The following is an 18896-nucleotide window of genomic DNA, read 5'->3' as shown; positions in this document are numbered from 1 at the left end:
CGGGGGTAGCCCGGCAACCGTGCCCGACGCCCGCGACCTCGACGTGCTCGTCCCGGCCAGGGACCGTCCCGTGCTGGTCACCCTGACCGGCCTGGCGGCGCGGCGCGTGACCGGCGCCCGCGTGGTGATCTCCGACCGGTCGCGGGCGCCCGTCGCGCACGACCCGCCGGCGGAGTCCGCGTACGAGGACGTGGTGGCGCGGTTGCGGGTGATGGAGCGGTACGGGGGAGCGGGCCGGGCCTGCCGTCTGGAGCAGCCGACGACCGTCCTGGAACAGCCGTGAGCACGGTCGCCGGGGTGCGGCGGATCGCGGTGCTGCGCGCCAACGCGCTCGGCGACTTCCTGCTGGCGCTGCCCGGCGTCGAGGCGATCAGGAACGCCTACCCGGACGCCGAGCTCACGCTGCTCGCCCTGCCGTGGCACGCGGACTTCCTGGCCGGGCGGCCGGGCCCGGTTGACGAGGTGATCGCGCTGCCGCCGATCACCGGGGTGTCCACCTCCGAGGACGGCCACCGGGCGCCTGCCGGGCTGTTGGAGCGGCTGCGGGAGTCGCGCTTCGACCTGGCGGTGCAGATCCACGGCGGCGGGCGCTACTCCAACCCGTTCGTGCGGGCGCTCGGCGCGGGGACGACGGCCGGGCTCCGCGCCCCGGACGCGCCGCCGCTGGACCGGTGGGTACGGTACATCCACTTCCAGCACGAGACGATGCGGTATCTGGAGGTCGCGGCACTGGTGGGCGGCCACACCAGCCTGACCGAGCCGCGCCTGACCGTGACGGCGCGCGACCGGGCGGAACTGGGCGAGCTGCCGGAAGGGCTGGTCGCGATACATCCGGGGGCCAACGACCCGCGGCGGCGGTGGCCGCCGGAGCGCTTCGCCGCGGTGGCGGACCGGCTGGGCCGGCCGGTCGTGGTCACCGGGTCGCGGGCGGAGCGCGACCTGGTGGCCAGGGTGGCCGGGGCGATGCGGCGGCCCCCGGCCGCGGTCGCCGGGGAGCTGAGCGTGGGCGGGCTGGCCGCGCTGTACGAGCGGTGCGATCTGCTGGTGGCCAACGACACCGGGCCGCGCCACCTGGCGGCCGCGGTGGGGACGGCGACGGTGGCGGTCTACTGGTGCGGCAACCTGATCAACGCCGGCCCGCTCTCCCGCCACCGCCACCGGCCGCTGGTGTCGTGGACGCCCGCCTGCCCGGTCTGCGGCGCGGGCGGGCTCGACCCGCACGCCGGGCGGTGCGGGCACGAGGTGTCATGGGTGACCGACGTGCCGGTGGACGCGGTCGCGGAGGAGGCCGGGGACCTGCTGAAGTGACCCTGCGGTCCGGCGGTCACCCGGCTCCGTGGGTGTGCAGGCGGTTCGTCAGCCAGTCCACCACCTTGGTCACGAAGCTGATCCGGTTGCCGATCCGCCGGATCTCGTGGCCCTCGTCCTCGAAGAAGAGGTGGTCGCACGGCACGCCGCGGGCCGTGGCCGCGTCGACGACCTGTTCGGCCTCGTACAGCGGCACGTTGGTGTCGTGCGCCCCGTGCACGACCAGCAGCGGGGCGGCCAGCCGGTCGAACGCGCGCAGCGGCGACAGGGCGCGCAGCAGGTCGCGGTCGGTCTCCGGGTGTCCGTACTCGCTGATCGCGGCCGCGGCGATCCACGGCTCGCTGCGGGCGTAGAACGTCTCGAAATCGGCGATGCCGCTCACGGTCACGCCCGCGCGGAAGAGCCCCGGATGGGTGACGAGCGCGGCCAGGGTCAGATAGCCGCCGTAGGACCAGCCCATGCAGGCGATCCGGTCCCGCGCGGCGGCGCCGGTGCGCACCAGCCCGGCCACGCAGTCGGCCACGTCGTCGACGGCGCGGAAGCGCAGCTCGCGGTCGTCCGCCTGCCGGAAGGCGCGCCCGTATCCGCCGGAGCCGCGCACGTTCGGGGCGAGCACGCCGATCCCGGCGGCCAGCAGGTTCTGGTAGAGGGGGTTGAACGTGGGACGCTCCTGGTCCTCGGGGCCGCCGTGCAGGAACACCAGGAACGGCGCCGGCCCCAGCACGTGCGGCGGCCGGTAGAGCCAGGCGGCCAGGACGAGGCCGTCGCGGGCGGGGAAGCGCACCAGCTCCGCACCCGCCGCCGTGGCCAGCCGGCCGGCGCCCGCGACCCGCCGGTAGCCGCCCCGGTCCAGGTCGCACAGCAGCACGTGCGAGGGGTCGCCGGGGCTCTCCGCGGCGAGGACGGCCAGGGTGCCGTCCCAGCTGATCCTGGCGGAGGTCACCACGTCGGCGGGCGGCGGCGGCAGCGGCCTGGGCTGCTCGGTCTCCAGCTCCAGCACGTCCAGCCCGGAGCGGCCGTGCTCGTTCCACACCAGCAGCGCGCGGCGCCCGTCCGCGCTCAGCGCGAACCGGTCCAGCTCGGCGTCCGGCCGCTCGGCCAGCACGACCGCGTCCGCGCCCTGCCGCACCGCCAGCAGCGCGGCCCGGTCGCGGCCGGCGTCGGAGACCACGTACGCGGTGCGGCCGTCGGGGGAGAGGGCGCCGGCGTCGGTGGATCCCGGCAGTCCGGGCAGCAGCGGCCGTTCCCCGCTCGGCAGGTGCGCGCCCAGCGCCTCGGCGACGAGGGTCGCCACGTACATGTGCCGCCGTCCGCGCGGGCCCCGCCGCAGCAGCATCGTGGCGTGGTCGCGGCTGATGGCGGCCGGCCACAGCAACCGGCCCGCGGCGATGACCTGGCGCCCGCCCGTGGCGGCGTCGGCCAGCACGGCGTGGGTGTGGCCGGCGGCCGACGTCTCGGCGACCAGCACCTCCTCGCCCCGCCCCGTCCAGCGGACCAGCGCGGCCGACCCTCCGGCGGGCGCGGAGAGCAGGCGCAGGTCGCCGCCGTGCGGCCGCACCGTCCAGACCTGGGTGTGCTCGCCGCCGCCCGGAGCCAGCAGCACGGCCAGCCGGGCGCCGGTCGGCGCCCAGCTCACGTCGACGGCGGGCTGCGGCCCGGTGTCGACGACCCACGCCTCGGCGTCCTCGCCGACCGGCTGGATCCACACCCGGGGAGAGCCGTCCCTGTCGCTGACGAAGGCGACGGCGCTGTCGTCCGGGGCGAGGGCGGGCGCCAGGCAGCTCCACGCGGTCAGGCTGGCGGCCGACGGCAGGTGCGACAGGCCGCCGATGATCTCCGGCGTCATCCGAGGTGGGCCTGCAGCCACAGTTCCAGCAGGCCGAGCTGCCACAGCGTGTTCACCCCTGTCGCCGCCCTGTCGCGGCCGGGGTCGGCGAGCAGCCGGTCGACGTAGTCCCGCCGGAACAGGCCGCGGTCGCGGGCGGCCCGGCTGGTGAGCGCGTCGCGGACGAGGTCGAGGAGCCGCCCTTCGACGTGCCGGATCGCCGGCACCGGGAAGTAGCCCTTGGGCCGGTCGACGACCTCGGCGGGCAGCATCCGGCGGGCGGCGTCCTTGAGCACGCCCTTGCCGCCGCCGGCCAGCTTGAGCTCGGCCGGGCAGGCCGCGGCCAGCTCGACCAGCTCGTGGTCGAGGAACGGCGTGCGCGCCTCCAGGCCGTGCGCCATCGTCATGTTGTCGAGCCGCTTGACCGGGTCGTCGACCATCATGGCGGTGGTCTCCAGGCGCAGCACGGCGTCCAGCGCGGTGTCCGCGCCCGGCCTGGCGAGGTGGGCGCGGACGAGGTCGCCGCTGACGTCGGAGTCCAGCAGGTGATCGGGCGCGAGGATACGCGCCATCGGCTCGCTCATCGCGTGCACCGCCTGCTCCACCCCCTGCGCCAGGCGGGAGTCCGGGACGCGGATGCGGTGGTGGTCGGTGCCGAAGCGCCGGGCCACCAGGTCGGAGTAGGCGAACTCGTCGCCCTGCTCGCCGCCGGCCGGCTCGAACCCGATGCTGAACGTGGCCGGCTCCCGCTGCCCCTGCTCGGCCAGCAGCGCCACGATCAGGCTGGAGTCGAGCCCGCCGGACAGCAGCACGCCCACCGGCACGTCGGCGACCATGCGCCTGCGCACCGCCGTGCGCAGCGCGTCGAGGACGGCCCTGCGCCACTCGCCGTCGTCCGCGGGCGCCGCCGGGCGCCGGTGGCGGGGCTCCCAGTAGCGGTGCTCGGTGCTCGTGCCGTCCGCCTCGATCACCCGTACGGTGGCCGCGGGCAGCTTGCGGACCCCGGCCAGGATGGTGCGCTCGCCCGGCACCAGCGAGTGGAAGGTCATGTAGTGGTGCAGCGCGACCGGGTCGATGCCGGTGTCCACCCCGCCGGCGGCCAGCAGGGCGGGCAGCGACGAGGCGAAGCGCAGCCGCCGGCCGTCCTCGGACAGATACAGGGGCTTGATGCCGAGCCGGTCGCGGCCCAGGGTGAGCCTGCCGCCGCCGCGTTCGGCGACCGCGAACGCGAACATGCCGGTGAAGCGGTCCACGCATCCGGCGCCCCACCGGTGGAACGCCTTCACCAGCACCTCGGTGTCGGAGCCGGACTGGAAGCGGTAGCCCGCGCGGCGCAGCTCGGCGCGCAGCTCCCGGTAGTTGTAGAGGCAGCCGTTGAACACCGCCGCGAGGCCCAGCTCGGCGTCGACCATGGGCTGGGCCGCCTTCTCCGACAGGTCGATGATCTTCAAGCGGCGGTGGCCGAGGGCGGTGGGCCCGTGCGACCACAGGCCGGAGCCGTCGGGCCCGCGGTCGCGCATGGCCTCGGTCATCCGGCCCACGGCGCCGAGGTCCGCCTCCGCGTCGTCGAAGCGGATCTCACCGCTCAGCCCGCACATCGCCTTTCCCTTTCAGGACGCCGCGGACCGGTACGGCGGGGAGTCGCCGAGGGGCCGGTTCCACTCGCAGGCCCGGGTCTCGGCCAGCAGCAGGTCCACGACGTCGGCCAGCCGCCCCCGGCGGGCGAACGCCTGGCGCTGGCGCGCCGCCGAGCTGCCCCGCGCCAGCGCCTCCCGGGTCAGCCCGGAGACGAGCTCCCAGTCCGCCGACTCTTCCAGTTGCGGCCGCAGGCCCTCGACCAGGCGCCGGATCACCATGGGCGCGGCCCGCGGCACGCCGCCCACCGGGTCGATGAGCTCGCCCTCCAGCCCGGACCGCGCCGCCTGCCACGTCGCCGCCCGCACCGCTTCCAGGTGCACCTCGCGCTCCACGCCCTGGCGCACCGCCTCCAGCTCCCTGGCCACCAGCGCCCGGAACAGCCCCGCGATCAGCACGATGTCCTCCAGCCGGGGGCAGGAGTCGCAGATCCGCAGCTCCACCGTGGGCACATGCTGCGACGGCCGGATGTCGTAGTAGATCATCCCGGGATCGCTGATCACCTCCGACCGGATGAGCTCCTTGATCATCTCCTGGTACTCGGCGGCGGAGTCGTACTTCGCGATGGGACCGGCGGTGGGCCAGCGCCGCCACACCAGGCTGCGGTAGCTGGCGTATCCGGTGTCGTCGCCGTCCCAGTAGGGGGAACTGGCCGACAGCGCCAGCAGCGGCGGCAGCCACGGCGTCAGCCGGTGCGCGACGGCGACGGCCAGGTCTGGATCGTCCACTTCCGCGTGTACGTGGGTGCCGCAGATCAGCTGCTCGCGGGTGAGCTGCTGGTAGTCGCTGAGCATCTGCTCGTAGCGGGGGTCCGGGGAGACCTTCAGCTCGTGCATGTCCACCAGCGGAGGGCTGCCCGCCGCGCTGATCCCCAGGCCCGCCTCGTCGGCCAGCCCGATCAGCCGCCCGCGCAGGTCGCCCAGGTCCCGCGCCAGGTCGTCCAGCCGCAGGAAGGGCGAGCTGTTGGACTCCACCATCGAACGCTGCAGCTCGTGGGTGAAACGATCGGGCGGCAACTGCTCCAGCAACAGATCGGCGTGCCCGGTCAGGCGCCGGGTGTCCAGGGAGACCACATGGAACTCCTCCTCGACCCCCACCCGGATCGATCCCGCGTCACCCGCCACCAGTACCTCCTTCGTGCCCGTATGACATGCCCCCTCCCCTGAAAAAGGCCTTCCTCACGTGGGATCGATCACTGTGCGCGGTCGCGGGGACGGCGCGTCCGGGCGGTGTTCCGCCGCGTCCTCCACCGACTTTGCCGGTCGTCGGCAACGTTCGCGCCGGGAGACTGCGGGCCGCCGTCGTTGTCCGCCGTCATGCCCGTACACCAGCCTTGATGTGAAAACCGTTTCCCATCTGGAGGGCCATGACCGACGCCGGACGCCGCCGTCTCTTCGGCCGCGGCTCGTGGGCGGAAGCCCGCCGCATCGCCGACATCCTGCGCAAGGAGACCATCGGAGGAGCTCTCCTGCTGGGCGGCGCGGCGCTGGCCCTGATATGGGCGAACTCGCCCTGGTCGGGGGTGTACGAGGCGATCCGCGGCTTCACCGTCGGCCCCGCCTCCCTGCATCTGCGCCTCGACCTGGCCACCTGGGCGGCCGACGGGCTGCTGGCCGTCTTCTTCTTCGTCGCCGGGCTCGAACTGAAACGGGAGTTCGTCGCGGGCGACCTGCGCCAGGTGAGGCGTGCCGCGGTGCCGGTCGCGGCGGCCTTCGGCGGGGTCGTCGTCCCCGCCGCGCTCTACCTGCTGGCCACCAGGAACGTCGACGGCGCCGCGGCCGGGTGGGCGATCCCCACGGCCACCGACATCGCCTTCGCGCTGGCGGTGCTCGCGGTCCTCGGCACGTTCCTGCCCCCGGCGCTGCGGACCTTCCTGCTCACCCTGGCCGTGGTCGACGACCTGATGGCCATCGTCATCATCGCCGTCTTCTACACCGGTGACCTGGCGCCGGTCCCGCTGCTCGCGGCCCTGGTCCCGCTGGCGGTCTTCGCGGTGCTGGTGCGGCGCGGGGTCCGCTCCTGGTGGCTGCTGCTGCCCCTGGCGTTCGCGGTCTGGGCGCTGGTGCACGCCTCCGGGGTCCACGCCACGGTCGCGGGCGTGCTCCTCGCCTTCGCCGTGCCCGTCGTCCACGGCGGAGGCCCGGGGCCGGCCGAGCACTTCGAGCACCGCTTCCGGCCGCTGTCGGCGGGGGTGGCGGTGCCGCTGTTCGCGTTCCTGTCGGCCGGTGTGCACCTCGGCGGGCTGAACGGCCTCGCGACCGCGCTCACCGACCCCGTCGCCGTGGGAGTCGTCGCCGGCCTCGTCGCCGGCAAGCCGATCGGGATCATGGCCGCCACCTGGCTGGTGGCCCGGTTCACCCGCGCCCAGCTCGACGAGGGGCTGAGCTGGCTCGACGTGCTGGGCCTGTCGATCCTGGCCGGGATCGGCTTCACGGTGTCGCTGCTCATCGGCGAGCTGGCCTTCGGGACCGGCGGCGACCACGTCAAGCTGGCGGTGCTGGCCGGCTCGGTCACCGCCGCCCTGCTGGCCGCGGTGATCCTGCGCCTGCGCAACCGGGCCTACCGGCGCATCCAGGAAGCCGACGACCGCGACGCCGCGCGCCAGGTTGGAACGCTACAGTGACGCTTGCCGGACCTCGGCAATCCAGAGCGCGGGCCTTCGGGGGAGAGCCGCACCGTGACCGTACCCGAATTCGACCTCGAGGAGATCGCCGCACGCGCGAGCGCCGACGCGGGCGGCGTGCCCGCCCGCTGGCTCGGCGAGTACCTGCCGCTGCTGGCCCAGGTGAGCAGGACCCAGGGGCATCTCGACAGCGCGGCGCTGGCGCGCATGCGCGAGTGCGGTGAGACGGCGGCACGCGACGGCATCCCGCTGCGCGCCGTCATCGACGTCCACCTGAGCGCCACCTGGCTGGCCTGGCCGACGCTGCCGGGGATCGTCGGCGCGCGGCGGGCGCAGGAGCTGCGGTCCGCGGGGGAGGCGATCTTCCGGGCCGCCGACCGGTCGGCCGGCGCGCTGGTCGAGGGGTACGAGGAAGCCCAGCGGCTGGAGATCCGCCGGGAGGAGGCCGTACGCCGGGAGTTCGTCGACGACCTGCTCCAGGGGCGCGGGGACCTCGGCACGGTGGTCGAACGCGCGGGGCGGTTCGGGCTGCGCCTGGCGGCCGCCCACCTCGTCTGCGTCGCCGAGGCCGGCCGCCCCTTCCACGACGGCGGCCCCGTCGCCCGCCACGTCGAGGCCGCGATGGACGTACGGGACGTGCTGATCGCGACCAAGGACGGCCTGCTGGTGTGCGTGGCCCCCGGTCACGCGGACGGCGTGAGCGAGGCGTTCGCCGCGCGCGTGCGCCAGGCGCTGGGCGGGGAGGAGTCGCTGCGCGTCGGGGTCGGCCGCGCGCACGAGGGGCCCGGCGGGGTGGTGCGCTCCTTCGAGGAGGCGCGCAGCGTGGTGGAGTTCGGCCGCCTCCTGGAGCTGGAGCAGGAGGTGCTGTACGCGTCCGAGCTGCTCGTCCTTCAGGTGCTGCTGCGGGACAGGGCGGCGATCGCCGAGCTGGTCGAGGCCGTGCTCGGCCCGTTGCGGGCAGCCAGAGGCGGTCCCGCCACCCTGCTGGAGACGCTGTTCGCCTACTTCGCCAGCGGCGCCGTCGCCACCGCGACGGCGAGCCGCCTGCACGTGGGCGTCCGCACGGTGACCTACCGCCTCGGCCGGATCCAGCGGCTCACCGGCTACGACCTCGGCAACCCCATCCAGCGGCACGCCCTGGAGACGGCCACCCTGGGCGCCCGCCTCCTGGGCTGGCCCGGCGCGCAGTCCTCTCCTGGAACGTAGCCTGGGAGGGTGATCCTCGAATTCTTTCTCGGGTTACTGGGCGGCATCTTGGGCAGCCCTCCACATCGGTGGACGATGCCACGCGCGAGGTCGAACGCCGACGGGTCGGTGACCGTTCCCGGCGCCGTCCACGGCTTCACCTCGATCGACAGTGAGAACGGCTGGATCGGCGGCTGGCTGACGATCTCGGACCAGCAGGTGGTCCGCACCATCGGCAGGAACGCCAAGGTGCTCCGCAGGAGCATCCCGCGTAACGGGGCCACCGTCGACATCCGGACGAGACCGGCGCGCGATACGTGACCATCGCCCTCACCAGGGCCGACGGCCGGGACGCCAAGACCGGTTCTACGACCAGGCGCTCGCCCGGTTCGGGTGAGCCGGTGCCGCGCGGCCGGGTTCTGTGTGGCGCACGGTCTCCGGCGACGCTGTTAGCGTTATCACTGCGTGTCCGCACGAAAGTACGCCGACCGCCACCGCCAGTCAAGGGCGTTGACCGTTGTCATGATTCGTGTCTATATTCCCCTCGACCCCTGGCGCACGGTCTCCTCCACCCCCCACCAGGAGAGGACCCATCGTGCGCCCAGCCATCACCGTCATGGCGGCCGTCGTCACCCTGCTGCTCAACACCACTCCCGCGCTGGCCTACCCGCCGCCCGGCCAGGTCGCCGGTGACACGGTCGTGCACGACCCGACGATGATCCGCACCCCGTTCGGTTACGTCCTGTACTCCACCCACGGCCACCTGGAGGCCCGCACCTCCGCCGACGGGGTCACGTTCACCCGCGCCGGCGACGCGTTCGACACGCCGCCCGCCTGGTGGAGCACGTACTCGGCCGAGAACGACCCCTGGGCCCCCGACATCTCCCACGAACGCGGGAAATACCTGATGTACTACGCCGTCTCCAGCTTCGGCAGCAACCACTCGGCCATCGGCCTGGCCACCAGCCGCACCGGCCGCCCGGGAAGCTGGACCGACCGCGGCATCGTGTACGCCACCGAGCTCGGCATGGACCACAACGCCATCGACCCCAACCTGCTGGTCGACCGCGAGGGCCGCTGGTGGCTGAGCTTCGGCTCGTACTGGACCGGCATCCGCATGATCCGCCTCGACCCCCGTACCGGACTGCGGCACGAGAAGGACCGCACCCTGTACCACCTCGCCACCCGCCCCGACGCGCCGTACGCGGTCGAGGCGCCGGACATCGTCGAGCGCGGCGGCTACTACTACCTGTTCGCCTCCTACGACCGCTGCTGCGCGGGCCTGGACAGCACGTACAAGATCAAGGTCGGCCGCTCGACCAGCCCGACAGGCCCGTACACCGGCCGCGACGGGCAGCCGATGATGACCGGCGGCGGCACCCTGCTCCTGGAGACCCACGGCCGCTTCGTCGGCCCCGGCGGCCAGAGCGTCATGCGCGACCGCGGCCGCGACGTGCTCGTCTACCACTACTACGACGGCGACGACGGCGGCACACCCAAGCTCGGGCTCAACCGGCTCGCCTGGGACGCCGACGGCTGGCCGCACGTGAGCTGACGATTTACCGCCGGCATACCGGTGGTCACTAGGCTGACGCCCTCCATCGTCTGATCTTGAAGGACCCCCGTGACCCGTCTGGCGCTCGCGACCCTCGCCGCCCTCCTGCCGGCGCTCATCCCCGGCGTCGTCCACGCCGACGTCCCCGGTGTGCGGGGGACGGAAGGCAACCTCATCAGGGAGGAGGCGCCACGGGACGACGGGATCAGGCACATGGACACCAAGGCGATGATCGCGGCCCTGAAGGCCCTCAACGCGAACACGTACGTCTATCCGATGGCCGGTGACAACGTGCACTGGGAGGACCTGCGCGAGGAGTTCCTGCCGGCCGCCGCCGACGCCGGGATCAAGGTGTGGGTGATGGTGTACTCGCCGAGCCAGCAGGGCTGCTGCGTCTCCCGTCCGTTCAAGCACGACTACGTGGCCTGGTCCCGCGAGCTCGCCACCCTCTCCAAGACTCACCCGAACCTGGTCGGCTGGACCGTGGACGACTACGCCTACGACATCGGGAAGACCTTCACCCCCGCGTACGTCCGCCAGATGAGGGACGCCGCCAAGGCGGTCAACCCGGCGTTCACCTTCAACCCGACCGTCTACTACAAGCAGTTCACCGACGACTTCATCGCCCAGCAGATCCCGCTCCTGGACGGCGTGATCTTCCCGTTCAGGGACTCGCCGCACCGCGACACCTCCTGGTCGTGGAGCCTGTCCTACCAGGTCAAGCAGCTCGCCCAGCGCCTTCCCGGCACCGACGTCTACGTGATGCCGTACGCGCACCCGCTGAGCCACGCCGCGCAGAAGCCCACGGTGTCCTACGTCGAGACGATCACGAAGCAGGCGCTCGACCTCGTCCGCGCGGGAGAGGCCGCGGGCGTCATCCAGTACAAGCTCCCGCTCATGCCCCGCGACGCCAACTGGACGCGCCCCGCGACCGACGACCTCTCCCGCACCGGCGACGGACGGTTGAGCTTCGTCGTCGAGTCCGGCACTCCGACCAAGGCCGGGATGTGGTGCGGCGCCGAGCGCACGGTCCAGCTGACGCCCGGGGCGACCAAGCGCACGGTCACCTTCTACCACCGGGACGGCCGCGGCTCCGAGAGCCCGGCCGGCCACCACAAGAAGCAGCTTCTCGTGGACGGGAAACTGGTGTGGCAGCGGGACGTCACCGCCGACGCCAAGGACACGTGGACCAAGGCCACGATCGACCTGACGGACCAGCTGGCCGGGCGGACGAGCGCGAAGCTCCAGTGGCGGCTGTTCGAGCTCAAGGGCGTGACGAACTACTTCGTCGACGTGAGTGTGGACGACATCGCGCTGACCGGCATCCAGCTGAGCGATCCCGGCGTCGAGAACGCCGCCACCTGGACGTCCGGCCTGTCACGTAACGGCGGCCCCGTCTACTGCTCCGCCCAGGTCTACCACCGGGACTACGGCGCCGACCTGCGCGAGCGCCTCGCCGGGCTGTACGGCCGCTAGGCTCCGCCCGGGACGCGGAGATCGTTCAGCGCTAGGTTGGCCTCATGGCCATGTCTGCGATCGCGTACCCGTCGTGACGTCCTTCGGCGAGGCCGCCCTGCTGCGGGCCTGCCGGGCCGGCCAGGTCGTGCGGGCGTCACGCGGGGAAGAGCTCGTCGTCGACGCCGATCTCGTGCGCAAGGTGTGCCGGCGGGACCCGGCGGAGATCGACCCCCGCGGCCTGGTGATCGAGGGGGCCAGGATCACGGGCGGGCTCGACCTGACGGGGATGGCGGTCACCTTCCCGCTCCGTTTCGTCGGGTGCGTGTTCGACGAGCCCCTCGACCTGGACGGCGCCGACCTCCACCTGCTGGCGCTCGACGGCTGCGCGGTCCCCGGCCTGCTGGCCAACGGCCTGCGCGTACGGCGGGACCTGGATCTGTCCAGGTCACGCATCACCGGCGACCTCCGGACTCCCGCCAGCACCTCGTCCACCGCGGCCGTCTGGCTGTGCGAGTCGGAGATCGGCGGGCGCCTGCTCTGCCTGGACACGCTCATCGAGTCCGAGGGCCGGGCGATCCAGGCGGATCGCATCAGGGTCGGCGGGACGATCCGGCTGCTGCACCGGTTCGAGGCACGCGGCGCGCTGCGGCTGATCGGCGCGCGGGTCGAGGGGTCGCTGGACCTGACCGGCGCCAGCCTCACCCGCCCGCAGCAGGACCTGGCGCTGGACCTGGGGGACGCCGAGATCGGCGGCAGCGTGTTCCTCATCGACGACCAGACCGGCAGGCGCCCGCTGGTCCGCGGCCGGATCGACCTCGGCAACACCCGCATTTCCGGACATGTCCTGATCCGTAATGCCACCATCGACCCCACAGGCCCGGTGACCGGCGTCAACTACACCAGCGGCCGCAGCACCGGCACCGCCATCAGCGCCCCCGGACTCGTCGTCGGCGGACCCCTCGGCATCGAGGGCGAGTGCAGGATCAGCGGCGGCGTGGACCTGAGCATGGGATCCTTCAGCACCATCCAGATCAGCCGCGAGAGCGTCTTCACCGTCCCCGGCGGCCGCGCCCTCGACCTGACCAACGCCGAGCTGCGGTCGAGACTCCTCATCGAGGAGGGCGCGACCGTCGAGGGCACGCTCCGCCTGGCCGGCGCCCACATCCGGGGCGACCTCACGTTGCGGGGCACCCGCTGGAGCCACCCGGAGGAGACCTCCGTCATCTCCGCCCAGGGCGCCGTGATCGACGGCATGGTCAACATGCGGGAGGTGAAGACCGAGGGAGGCCGGCTCGGCTTCCGCGCCGCGACGGTCGGCGGCGTGGTCAACGTCCGCAACGCCCGCTTACACAACCCCGGCGGCCAGGCGCTCTCCCTCGAACAGGCCCTCATCCGGGGCCCGATCCTGCTCAGCGCCGGCTTCACCGCGGACGGCGAGGTCGTGCTCAACCGGTGCGCCGCGGAAGGCCGGCTCGACTGCGACGACGGCACCTTCACCGCCGGCATCAAGGCCGTGTCGGCCACCACGCGTGAGGGCATGCGCCTGCGCTGGGCCGAAGTGCCGCCGCACGTCGACCTGACCGGCGCGGCCACCACGGTCCTCGCCGACGACGTGACCCGCTGGCCGTCCGACACGGCGATCTCCGGCTTCGTCTACGACCGCTTCGACGACGCCTGGGACTGGCGGCAGCGCCGCGACTGGCTCCGGTCCATGACCTCGTACGACGCGAGCCCGTACGAGCAGGCGGCCCGGGTCTTCCGCCAGCACGGCCGCCCGGTCGAAGCCGAGCACCTGCTCATGGAACTGCGCCGCCGGGCGCCCCGGCGCGGCTGGATCAGGGACACCATCGACGCCCTTTACGGCCTCACCGTCGGCTACGGCTACCGCCCCGGACGCGTGCTCTGGCTGCTCGGCGCCCTGCTCGTCCTCGTCTACGCCATGCTGCTCACCCCGGCCGTGCAGGAGACCCTGCGCGCCACCGACCCGCGCGGCAACGTGTACGCGGCGGACGGCCGCCTGGTCACCGTCGAGGCGGCGACCCCGGAGGACGACAGCACCGTCACCGTGTCCCGCCGGGATCCCCGGCCCGGTCCGTGCGGCGACGGCCAGGTGCGCTGCTTCGACCCGCTCTTCTACACCGTCGACACCGTCGTCCCGCTCCTGTCCCTGGGCCAGCGGGCGACGTGGTACCCGGAGACGCGCACCGGCGGCGGCTCACTGGTGTCGGGGCTGCTCAACGTCGCCGGCCTGCTGGGATGGCTGCTGTCCACGGTGGTCGTGCTCTCCTTCGCCAGGCTGGCCAGGCCGGCGTGACGATCGACACAACCGGTGCCGTGGGCGGGAGCCCCGCCCACGGCGCCGGAGCTGTCACTCAGGCCAGGGCCCGCTTGAGCGCATCGATGCGCCGGGCCCAGATCCGCAGGGAGAGCGGGGCCTCGGCGGCGAACGTCTCGGAGGCGTGGTAGCTGCCCGGGTTGACGTGCAGTTCGGTCGGGACGCCCGCCTGCATGAGTCGCTGCGCGAAGGCGATGTCCTCGTCCCGGAACAGGTCGACGGTGCCGACGTCGATGAAGGCCGGCGGCAGGCCGGCCAGGTCCTCGGCGCGTGTCGGGGCGGCGTATTGGTCGGCGTCCTTGCCGCCGAGGTACCAGGCCCAGGCCTCGATGTTGCCCGCCCGGTCCCAGATGCCGATGTCGGTGATCTCGTGGCTGGACGGCGTCTCGTTCCGGTCGTCGATCATCGGGTAGATCGGCATCATGAACGTGATCGCGGGTCCGCCGCGGTCGCGTGCCAGCAGCGCCGTGCCGATGGTCAGCCCGCCGCCGGCGCTGGCGCCGTAGATCGCCAGGCGTTCCGGGTCGATGCCCAGGTCGGCGGCGTTCTTCGCGGTCCACGCCAGGCCGGCGTAGCAGTCCTCGACCGGGGCGGGATGGGGGTGCTCGGGGGCGAGGCGGTACTCGACGGAGACCACGACGGCGCCGACCTGGTCGCAGATCATCGTGGCGGTGGCGTCCTCTCCGGCGATGTCGCCGAGGATCATGCCGCCGCCATGGATGTAGTAGATGCCGGGCAGGGTGCCGGACGCGTTGACCGGCCGGTAGATCCGCACGGAGATGTCGGGTTCCCCGTCGGGGCCGGGGACGGTCCGGTCCTCCTTGGTGACGTTCGGGTTGTCCGGCACCTCGATCGCGCTCATCATGCCCTGGACGGCGGCTCGGCGCTGGACGATGTCGGGGATGGCGTTGAAGCCGCCGGGCATCATGCCGAGCAGCGCGTCCAGGGGGATGCGGCTTTCCGGGTCTATCAGGTCACGACGGGACATCGAGCCCTCCATGGGGGTCATGAATCCGGTGGTCTGGAGTGGGTGTTCTGAGGGTCCCGGCGGGCTCAGACGGAGAGCGCGAAGCCCTTGTAGCCCTGGGCGGCGATCTCGTCACACGTCTTGCGGTACTCGCCGACACCGCCGGCGTAGGGCATGAAGACCTGCGGCTTGCCGGGCACGTTGGCCCCCATGTACCAGGAGTTCGCCTTGGGGTAGAGAGTGGCGTCGGCGATCAGGTTGACGTGGTCCACCCAGGCGTCCTCGGCTTCCTGGGTGGGCTCGATCGTGGTGAGGCCCTGGTGGTCGAGATACGCGATCGCGTCGGTCACCCAGTCGACGTGCTGCTCGATCGAGACGACCATGTTCGAGAGCACCGACGGGCTGCCCGGACCGGTGATCATGAACAGGTTCGGGTAGCCCGCTGAGCTGATCCCCAGGTACGTGCGAGGGCCGGCGCTCCAGGCCTCGTCGAGCGGCGCCCCGCCCCTGCCCCGGATGTCGACGCTCGTCAGCGCGCCCGTCATCGCGTCGAACCCTGTCGCGTAGACGATCACGTCGAACTCGTACGCCTGGTCCGAGGTGCGGATGCCGCGCTCGGTGATCTCCACGATGGGGGTGCGCCGCAGGTTGACCAGGTGCACGTTCTCCCGGTTGTACGTCTCGTAGTAGCCGGTGTCCAGACAGGGGCGCTTGGTCCCGACGGGATATTCGGGACACAGGTCCGCAGCGGTCCGCGGGTCCTCGACGATCTGGTGGATCTTGCGGTGGATGAACCGCTTGGCCGTGTCGTTGGCCGCCTGGTCGATGCTGAGATCGGCGTACGCGGTCAGCAGGTTGACCAGGCTGCCGCTCTCCCAGGCCCGCTCGAAGGTGGCGTCGCGCTCCTCGTCGGAGACCTCCAGGGCGGACTTCGTCGGGATCGGCGTGGGGACACCGAACCCCGACTCCTTCTGGGCCTGGCGGAACGTCCGGTAGTTCGCCTTCATGGCGGCGATCTCGTCCGGGCGCAGGCTGCGGTTGCGCGCCGGGAGACTGTAGGCGGGGGTGCGCTGGAAGACGGTGAGCTGCGCGGCCTGCTCGGCGATCACGGGGATCGACTGCACGCCGGAGGACCCCGTACCGATGATCCCGACCCGCAGCCCGGTGAAGTCCACGCCCTCGTGCGGCCAGTGCGCGGTGTGGTAGGTGGCGCCCGCGAAGCGGTCGAGCCCGGGGATCTCCGGCAGCTTCGAGGCCGACAGGCAGCCGGTGGCCATGACGAGGAAGCGGGCGGTGACGGCGTCCCCGTGCTCGGTGCGCACCCGCCAGGTCCGGCCCTGCTCGTCGTACGCGGCGGCGTTCACGCGTGTCCGGAAGAAGATGTCCCGGCGCAGGTCGAACCGGTCGGCGACGTGCCGCGCGTACCGCAGGATCTCCGGCTGGGTGGGGTAGCGCTCCTGCCACTCGTACTCCTGCTCGAGGTCCTCCGAGAACGAGTACGAGTACGCCAGGCTCTCCACGTCCACCCGGGCACCGGGATAGCGGTTCCAGTACCAGGTGCCGCCGACGTCGGTGCCCGCTTCGAAGGCGACCGCGGACAGGTTCATCTCCCGGAGCTTGTGCAGCAGGTACATGCCCGAGAAGCCCGCGCCCACGACGACGACGTCGACGGAGGAGGGCACGGCGCGCGAGGCGGGCTGAGAGTCAGAGGGGGGTGCGGACATGCGTCCTCCTGGGGGTGGTGGAAGTGATGCCTCGACAGGTGCCGGGCGGATGCCGTGTGTCCACGGGCGCCGCCCGGCCATGAGGGTGCTCGTCATCGCCCCGCGGTCACGGAGTGATGAGCTCAGGAGGGTGGATCCGGGGGGAGGAGGCGGCGGGCCCTGGTGTGGCGCGGCCGCTTCGGTGAACCAGCTGGCCCCTGTTCGCGCGGCCCGCCGTGCCGCGAGCGGGGAGGACCCTGCACTTTCGTGATCAGGGGTTGAACATCACGCATGTCATCTGGAAGTAGCTCGAATGTAAAATGCATTCTGCATTCCGTCAACAGTCTCCGGATCCGCGAGGTGAGAGCCCGTCCCGACGGGCAACCCGCCGGTGGGGGCCGGACCGGACTGGTCAGGAACTCGTAGGATGGCCGCGTCAGATCCCTCCGAGCGAGAGCGCCGCCATGTCCTTTGCGGTACCGCTGACGCGGAAAGAAGCGGTCCTGCGTCAACTGCGAGACGAGATCATCACCGGACGGTTGAAGCCGGGCGCGGCGATCAAGGACGCGGAGATCGCGGCCCGGCTCGGCGTGAGCATCACCCCGGTACGGGAGGCGGTCACCCAACTCGCCGCCGAAGGTCTGATCGACATCTCGCCGAACCGGACACGGCAGGTCACCCAGGTGACCCAGAAGAGCGCGCTCGAGCTCATCGACGTGATGATGGTGCTGGCCTGCGCGGGTTTCGAGTGGGGCGTCGACAACCTCACCGACGAGCACCTCGCCGCCCTGCGCGGCAAGCTCGACGACTTCGCCGAGGGACTGCGCCACGGCAACGCGACGGTCGCCGCCGCCGCGGGAGCCGACTTCAGCACGGTGGTCATCCTGGCGAGCGGCAACCGCGAGCTACAGACCCATGTCGACCTGGTCGTCACGCGCACCCTGCGGGTGCTCGCCCTCACCGCCGAGAGCGAGGTGTGGAACGTGTGGCTGGACGGCTACCGCGAGGTCCTCGAACTCCTCGAACGCGGCGACCGCTCCGGGGCCGCCGGACGCTACCGGCAGATCTACCGTGACTACCGCCGGCGGGTGGAGGCCATGCTGTTCGACGAGGATCACTGACGCTTCGCCGGCGCGGCGATCGCCTGCCTGACGGCGCCGAGCAGGCTCGACGCCCGCGTGTCAGGCACCCCCTCCCGGACGCGGTTCATCACGTACCCGAACGCTAGCCCGCTCTCCGGGTCGGCGAAGCCGATCGAGCCGCCCATGCCGCCGAAGCCGAACGCGGCAGGGGAGTACCAGTACGCGTCCGGGGTGGGCAGGCCGAAGCCCGTGCCGATGCGGACGGGCACGCGCAGGACGCGGTCGACGCCGGCGACCTGTTCCGCGGTCGCGGCGGCGAGGGTGGCGGGGGCGAGGACGCGGTGCCCGTCCACGTCGCCGATGAGGGCGGCGTAGAAGCGGGCCAGGGCGCGGGCGGTGCAGATGCCGTTGGTGGCGGGGATCTCGGCGGCCTGCTCCGCCGGGTCGTTGTGGTCCAGCGAGGGCTGGACGAGGGTCATCGCGCGTACGGTCAGCGACTCGGGATCGGCGTAGGCGGCCATCACCTCGCGCATGGGCTCCGGGATGGAGTCCAGGTCGATCGCGGCGGGGTCGAAGCCGCCCGGATCGGTGAGGATGCGGCTGACCCGGTGGTGCTCGGACGGCGGCAGGCCGATCCACAGGTCCAGGCCGAGCGGCGCGGCGATCTCCTCGGCGAGGAACGCGCCGACGCTCCGGCCGCTCACCCTGCGGACGACCTCGCCGACGAGCCATCCGTACGTGAGCGCGTGGTATCCGTGCCCGGTGCCCGGCTCCCAGTACGGCCGCTGGGCGGCCAGCGCCTTCACCACGGGTTCCCAGGCGATCACCTCGGCCGGGGTGACCGGCTGGTCGAGAGCGGGCAGACCGGCCTGGTGGGTGAGCAGCCACCGGACCGGGACGCGCTCCTTGCCGCCCGCCGCGAACTCGGGCCAGTAACGGGCCACGGGCGCGTCGAGGTCGAGCTCGCCCCGCTGGGCCAGCAGGAGCGCGCAGGTCGCCGTGACCGCCTTGGTGGTGGAGTAGACGACCTGCAGGGTGTCGCGCTCCCACCGGCGGCCGGTCCCGGGGTCGGCCATCCCGCCCCACAGATCGACGACCTGGCGTCCGTGCAGATACACGCTGACCGCCGCGCCGACCTCCTGCCCGGAGGCCAGGTTGGCCGCGAACGCGTCACGTACCGCTTCGAACCCCGGTGCGGTCAGCCCACTGATTTCGGGCAT

15 protein-coding genes are annotated in these 18896 nt (G+C 72.6%); 9 read left to right on the top strand and 6 right to left on the bottom strand.

Going from position 1 to position 18896, the window contains the following annotated elements:
* Positions 1–19 precede the first annotated feature (19 nt).
* Both FR742_RS19020 and FR742_RS19015 read left to right on the top strand, forming a co-directional pair.
* The gene (locus FR742_RS19020) at positions 20–283 is read left to right on the top strand and encodes a hypothetical protein (protein ID WP_148032188.1); all 264 of its coding nucleotides are present in this window, start codon (positions 20–22) and stop codon (positions 281–283) included.
* Positions 280–1308, top strand: coding sequence for a glycosyltransferase family 9 protein (locus tag FR742_RS19015; protein WP_187281210.1), 1029 nt, complete (start codon positions 280–282; stop codon positions 1306–1308). The genes FR742_RS19020 and FR742_RS19015 overlap by 4 nt, the downstream gene beginning before the upstream one ends.
* 16 nt (positions 1309–1324) lie before the next feature.
* Here the strand turns inward: FR742_RS19015 and FR742_RS19010 are convergent, their stop codons facing one another.
* Genes FR742_RS19010 through FR742_RS19000 form a run of 3 tightly spaced genes read right to left on the bottom strand, consistent with a single transcriptional unit; the run spans position 1325 to position 5892 of the window.
* Entirely contained in the window at positions 1325–3154 is a 1830-nt protein-coding gene (locus tag FR742_RS19010; RefSeq protein ID WP_148032186.1) for a S9 family peptidase, read from the bottom strand.
* The gene (gene asnB / locus FR742_RS19005) at positions 3151–4731 is read right to left on the bottom strand and encodes an asparagine synthase (glutamine-hydrolyzing) (RefSeq protein ID WP_148032185.1); all 1581 of its coding nucleotides are present in this window, start codon (positions 4729–4731) and stop codon (positions 3151–3153) included. Before asnB ends, FR742_RS19010 begins: the two co-directional genes overlap by 4 nt.
* Positions 4732–4743: 12 nt before the next feature.
* On the bottom strand, positions 4744–5892 hold the full coding sequence (locus FR742_RS19000; RefSeq protein ID WP_148032184.1) for a glutamate--cysteine ligase: 1149 nt from the start codon (positions 5890–5892) through the stop codon (positions 4744–4746).
* 242 nt (positions 5893–6134) lie between these two features.
* Here FR742_RS19000 and nhaA point away from each other — a divergent pair, with 242 nt between their 5' ends.
* The 6 genes from nhaA (at position 6135) to FR742_RS18970 (ending at position 13903) form a co-directional block, all read left to right on the top strand.
* The gene (gene nhaA / locus FR742_RS18995) at positions 6135–7391 is read left to right on the top strand and encodes a Na+/H+ antiporter NhaA (RefSeq protein ID WP_148032183.1); all 1257 of its coding nucleotides are present in this window, start codon (positions 6135–6137) and stop codon (positions 7389–7391) included.
* A 54-nt stretch (positions 7392–7445) separates the two neighbouring features.
* Entirely contained in the window at positions 7446–8597 is a 1152-nt protein-coding gene (locus FR742_RS18990) for a CdaR family transcriptional regulator (RefSeq protein ID WP_261808619.1), read from the top strand.
* A gap of 75 nt (positions 8598–8672) precedes the next feature.
* Positions 8673–8897, top strand: a complete 225-nt coding sequence (locus FR742_RS18985) for a hypothetical protein (RefSeq protein WP_148032182.1) — start codon at positions 8673–8675, stop codon at positions 8895–8897.
* A gap of 274 nt (positions 8898–9171) precedes the next feature.
* Positions 9172–10131 carry an arabinan endo-1,5-alpha-L-arabinosidase gene (locus FR742_RS18980; protein ID WP_261808618.1) on the top strand — a complete coding sequence of 320 codons (960 nt, stop codon included), beginning with the start codon at positions 9172–9174 and terminating at the stop codon, positions 10129–10131.
* A 69-nt stretch (positions 10132–10200) separates the two neighbouring features.
* A complete protein-coding gene (locus tag FR742_RS18975) occupies positions 10201–11607 on the top strand; it encodes a hypothetical protein (RefSeq protein WP_148032181.1) in 1407 nt (468 codons plus the stop codon).
* 73 nt (positions 11608–11680) lie between these two features.
* Positions 11681–13903: a hypothetical protein gene (locus FR742_RS18970; RefSeq protein ID WP_148032180.1), complete on the top strand. Its 2223-nt coding sequence runs from the start codon at positions 11681–11683 to the stop codon at positions 13901–13903.
* A 58-nt stretch (positions 13904–13961) separates the two neighbouring features.
* On the opposite strand, the gene FR742_RS18965 is transcribed toward FR742_RS18970, so the two are convergent.
* Positions 13962–14912: an alpha/beta hydrolase gene (locus FR742_RS18965; RefSeq protein ID WP_148032179.1), complete on the bottom strand. Its 951-nt coding sequence runs from the start codon at positions 14910–14912 to the stop codon at positions 13962–13964.
* Between the two features lie 65 nt (positions 14913–14977).
* Complete coding sequence (locus FR742_RS18960; protein ID WP_148032178.1) at positions 14978–16615, bottom strand: NAD(P)/FAD-dependent oxidoreductase; 1638 nt, start codon at positions 16613–16615, stop codon at positions 14978–14980.
* Positions 16616–17058: 443 nt separating this feature from the next.
* Between FR742_RS18960 and FR742_RS18955 the strand changes: the two genes are divergently transcribed.
* The gene (locus FR742_RS18955; RefSeq protein WP_148032177.1) at positions 17059–17715 is read left to right on the top strand and encodes a GntR family transcriptional regulator; all 657 of its coding nucleotides are present in this window, start codon (positions 17059–17061) and stop codon (positions 17713–17715) included.
* Here the strand turns inward: FR742_RS18955 and FR742_RS18950 are convergent.
* Complete coding sequence (locus FR742_RS18950) at positions 17709–18896, bottom strand: serine hydrolase domain-containing protein (protein WP_148032176.1); 1188 nt, start codon at positions 18894–18896, stop codon at positions 17709–17711. The two genes, FR742_RS18955 and FR742_RS18950, sit on opposite strands and share 7 nt — an antisense overlap.

It is taken from the genome of Nonomuraea sp. C10 (assembly GCF_008017515.1).
Classification (GTDB): domain Bacteria; phylum Actinomycetota; class Actinomycetes; order Streptosporangiales; family Streptosporangiaceae; genus Nonomuraea; species Nonomuraea ferruginea.
Note: the sequence above shows the minus strand (reverse complement) of the source record. Positions and strands in the feature narration are given on the sequence as shown.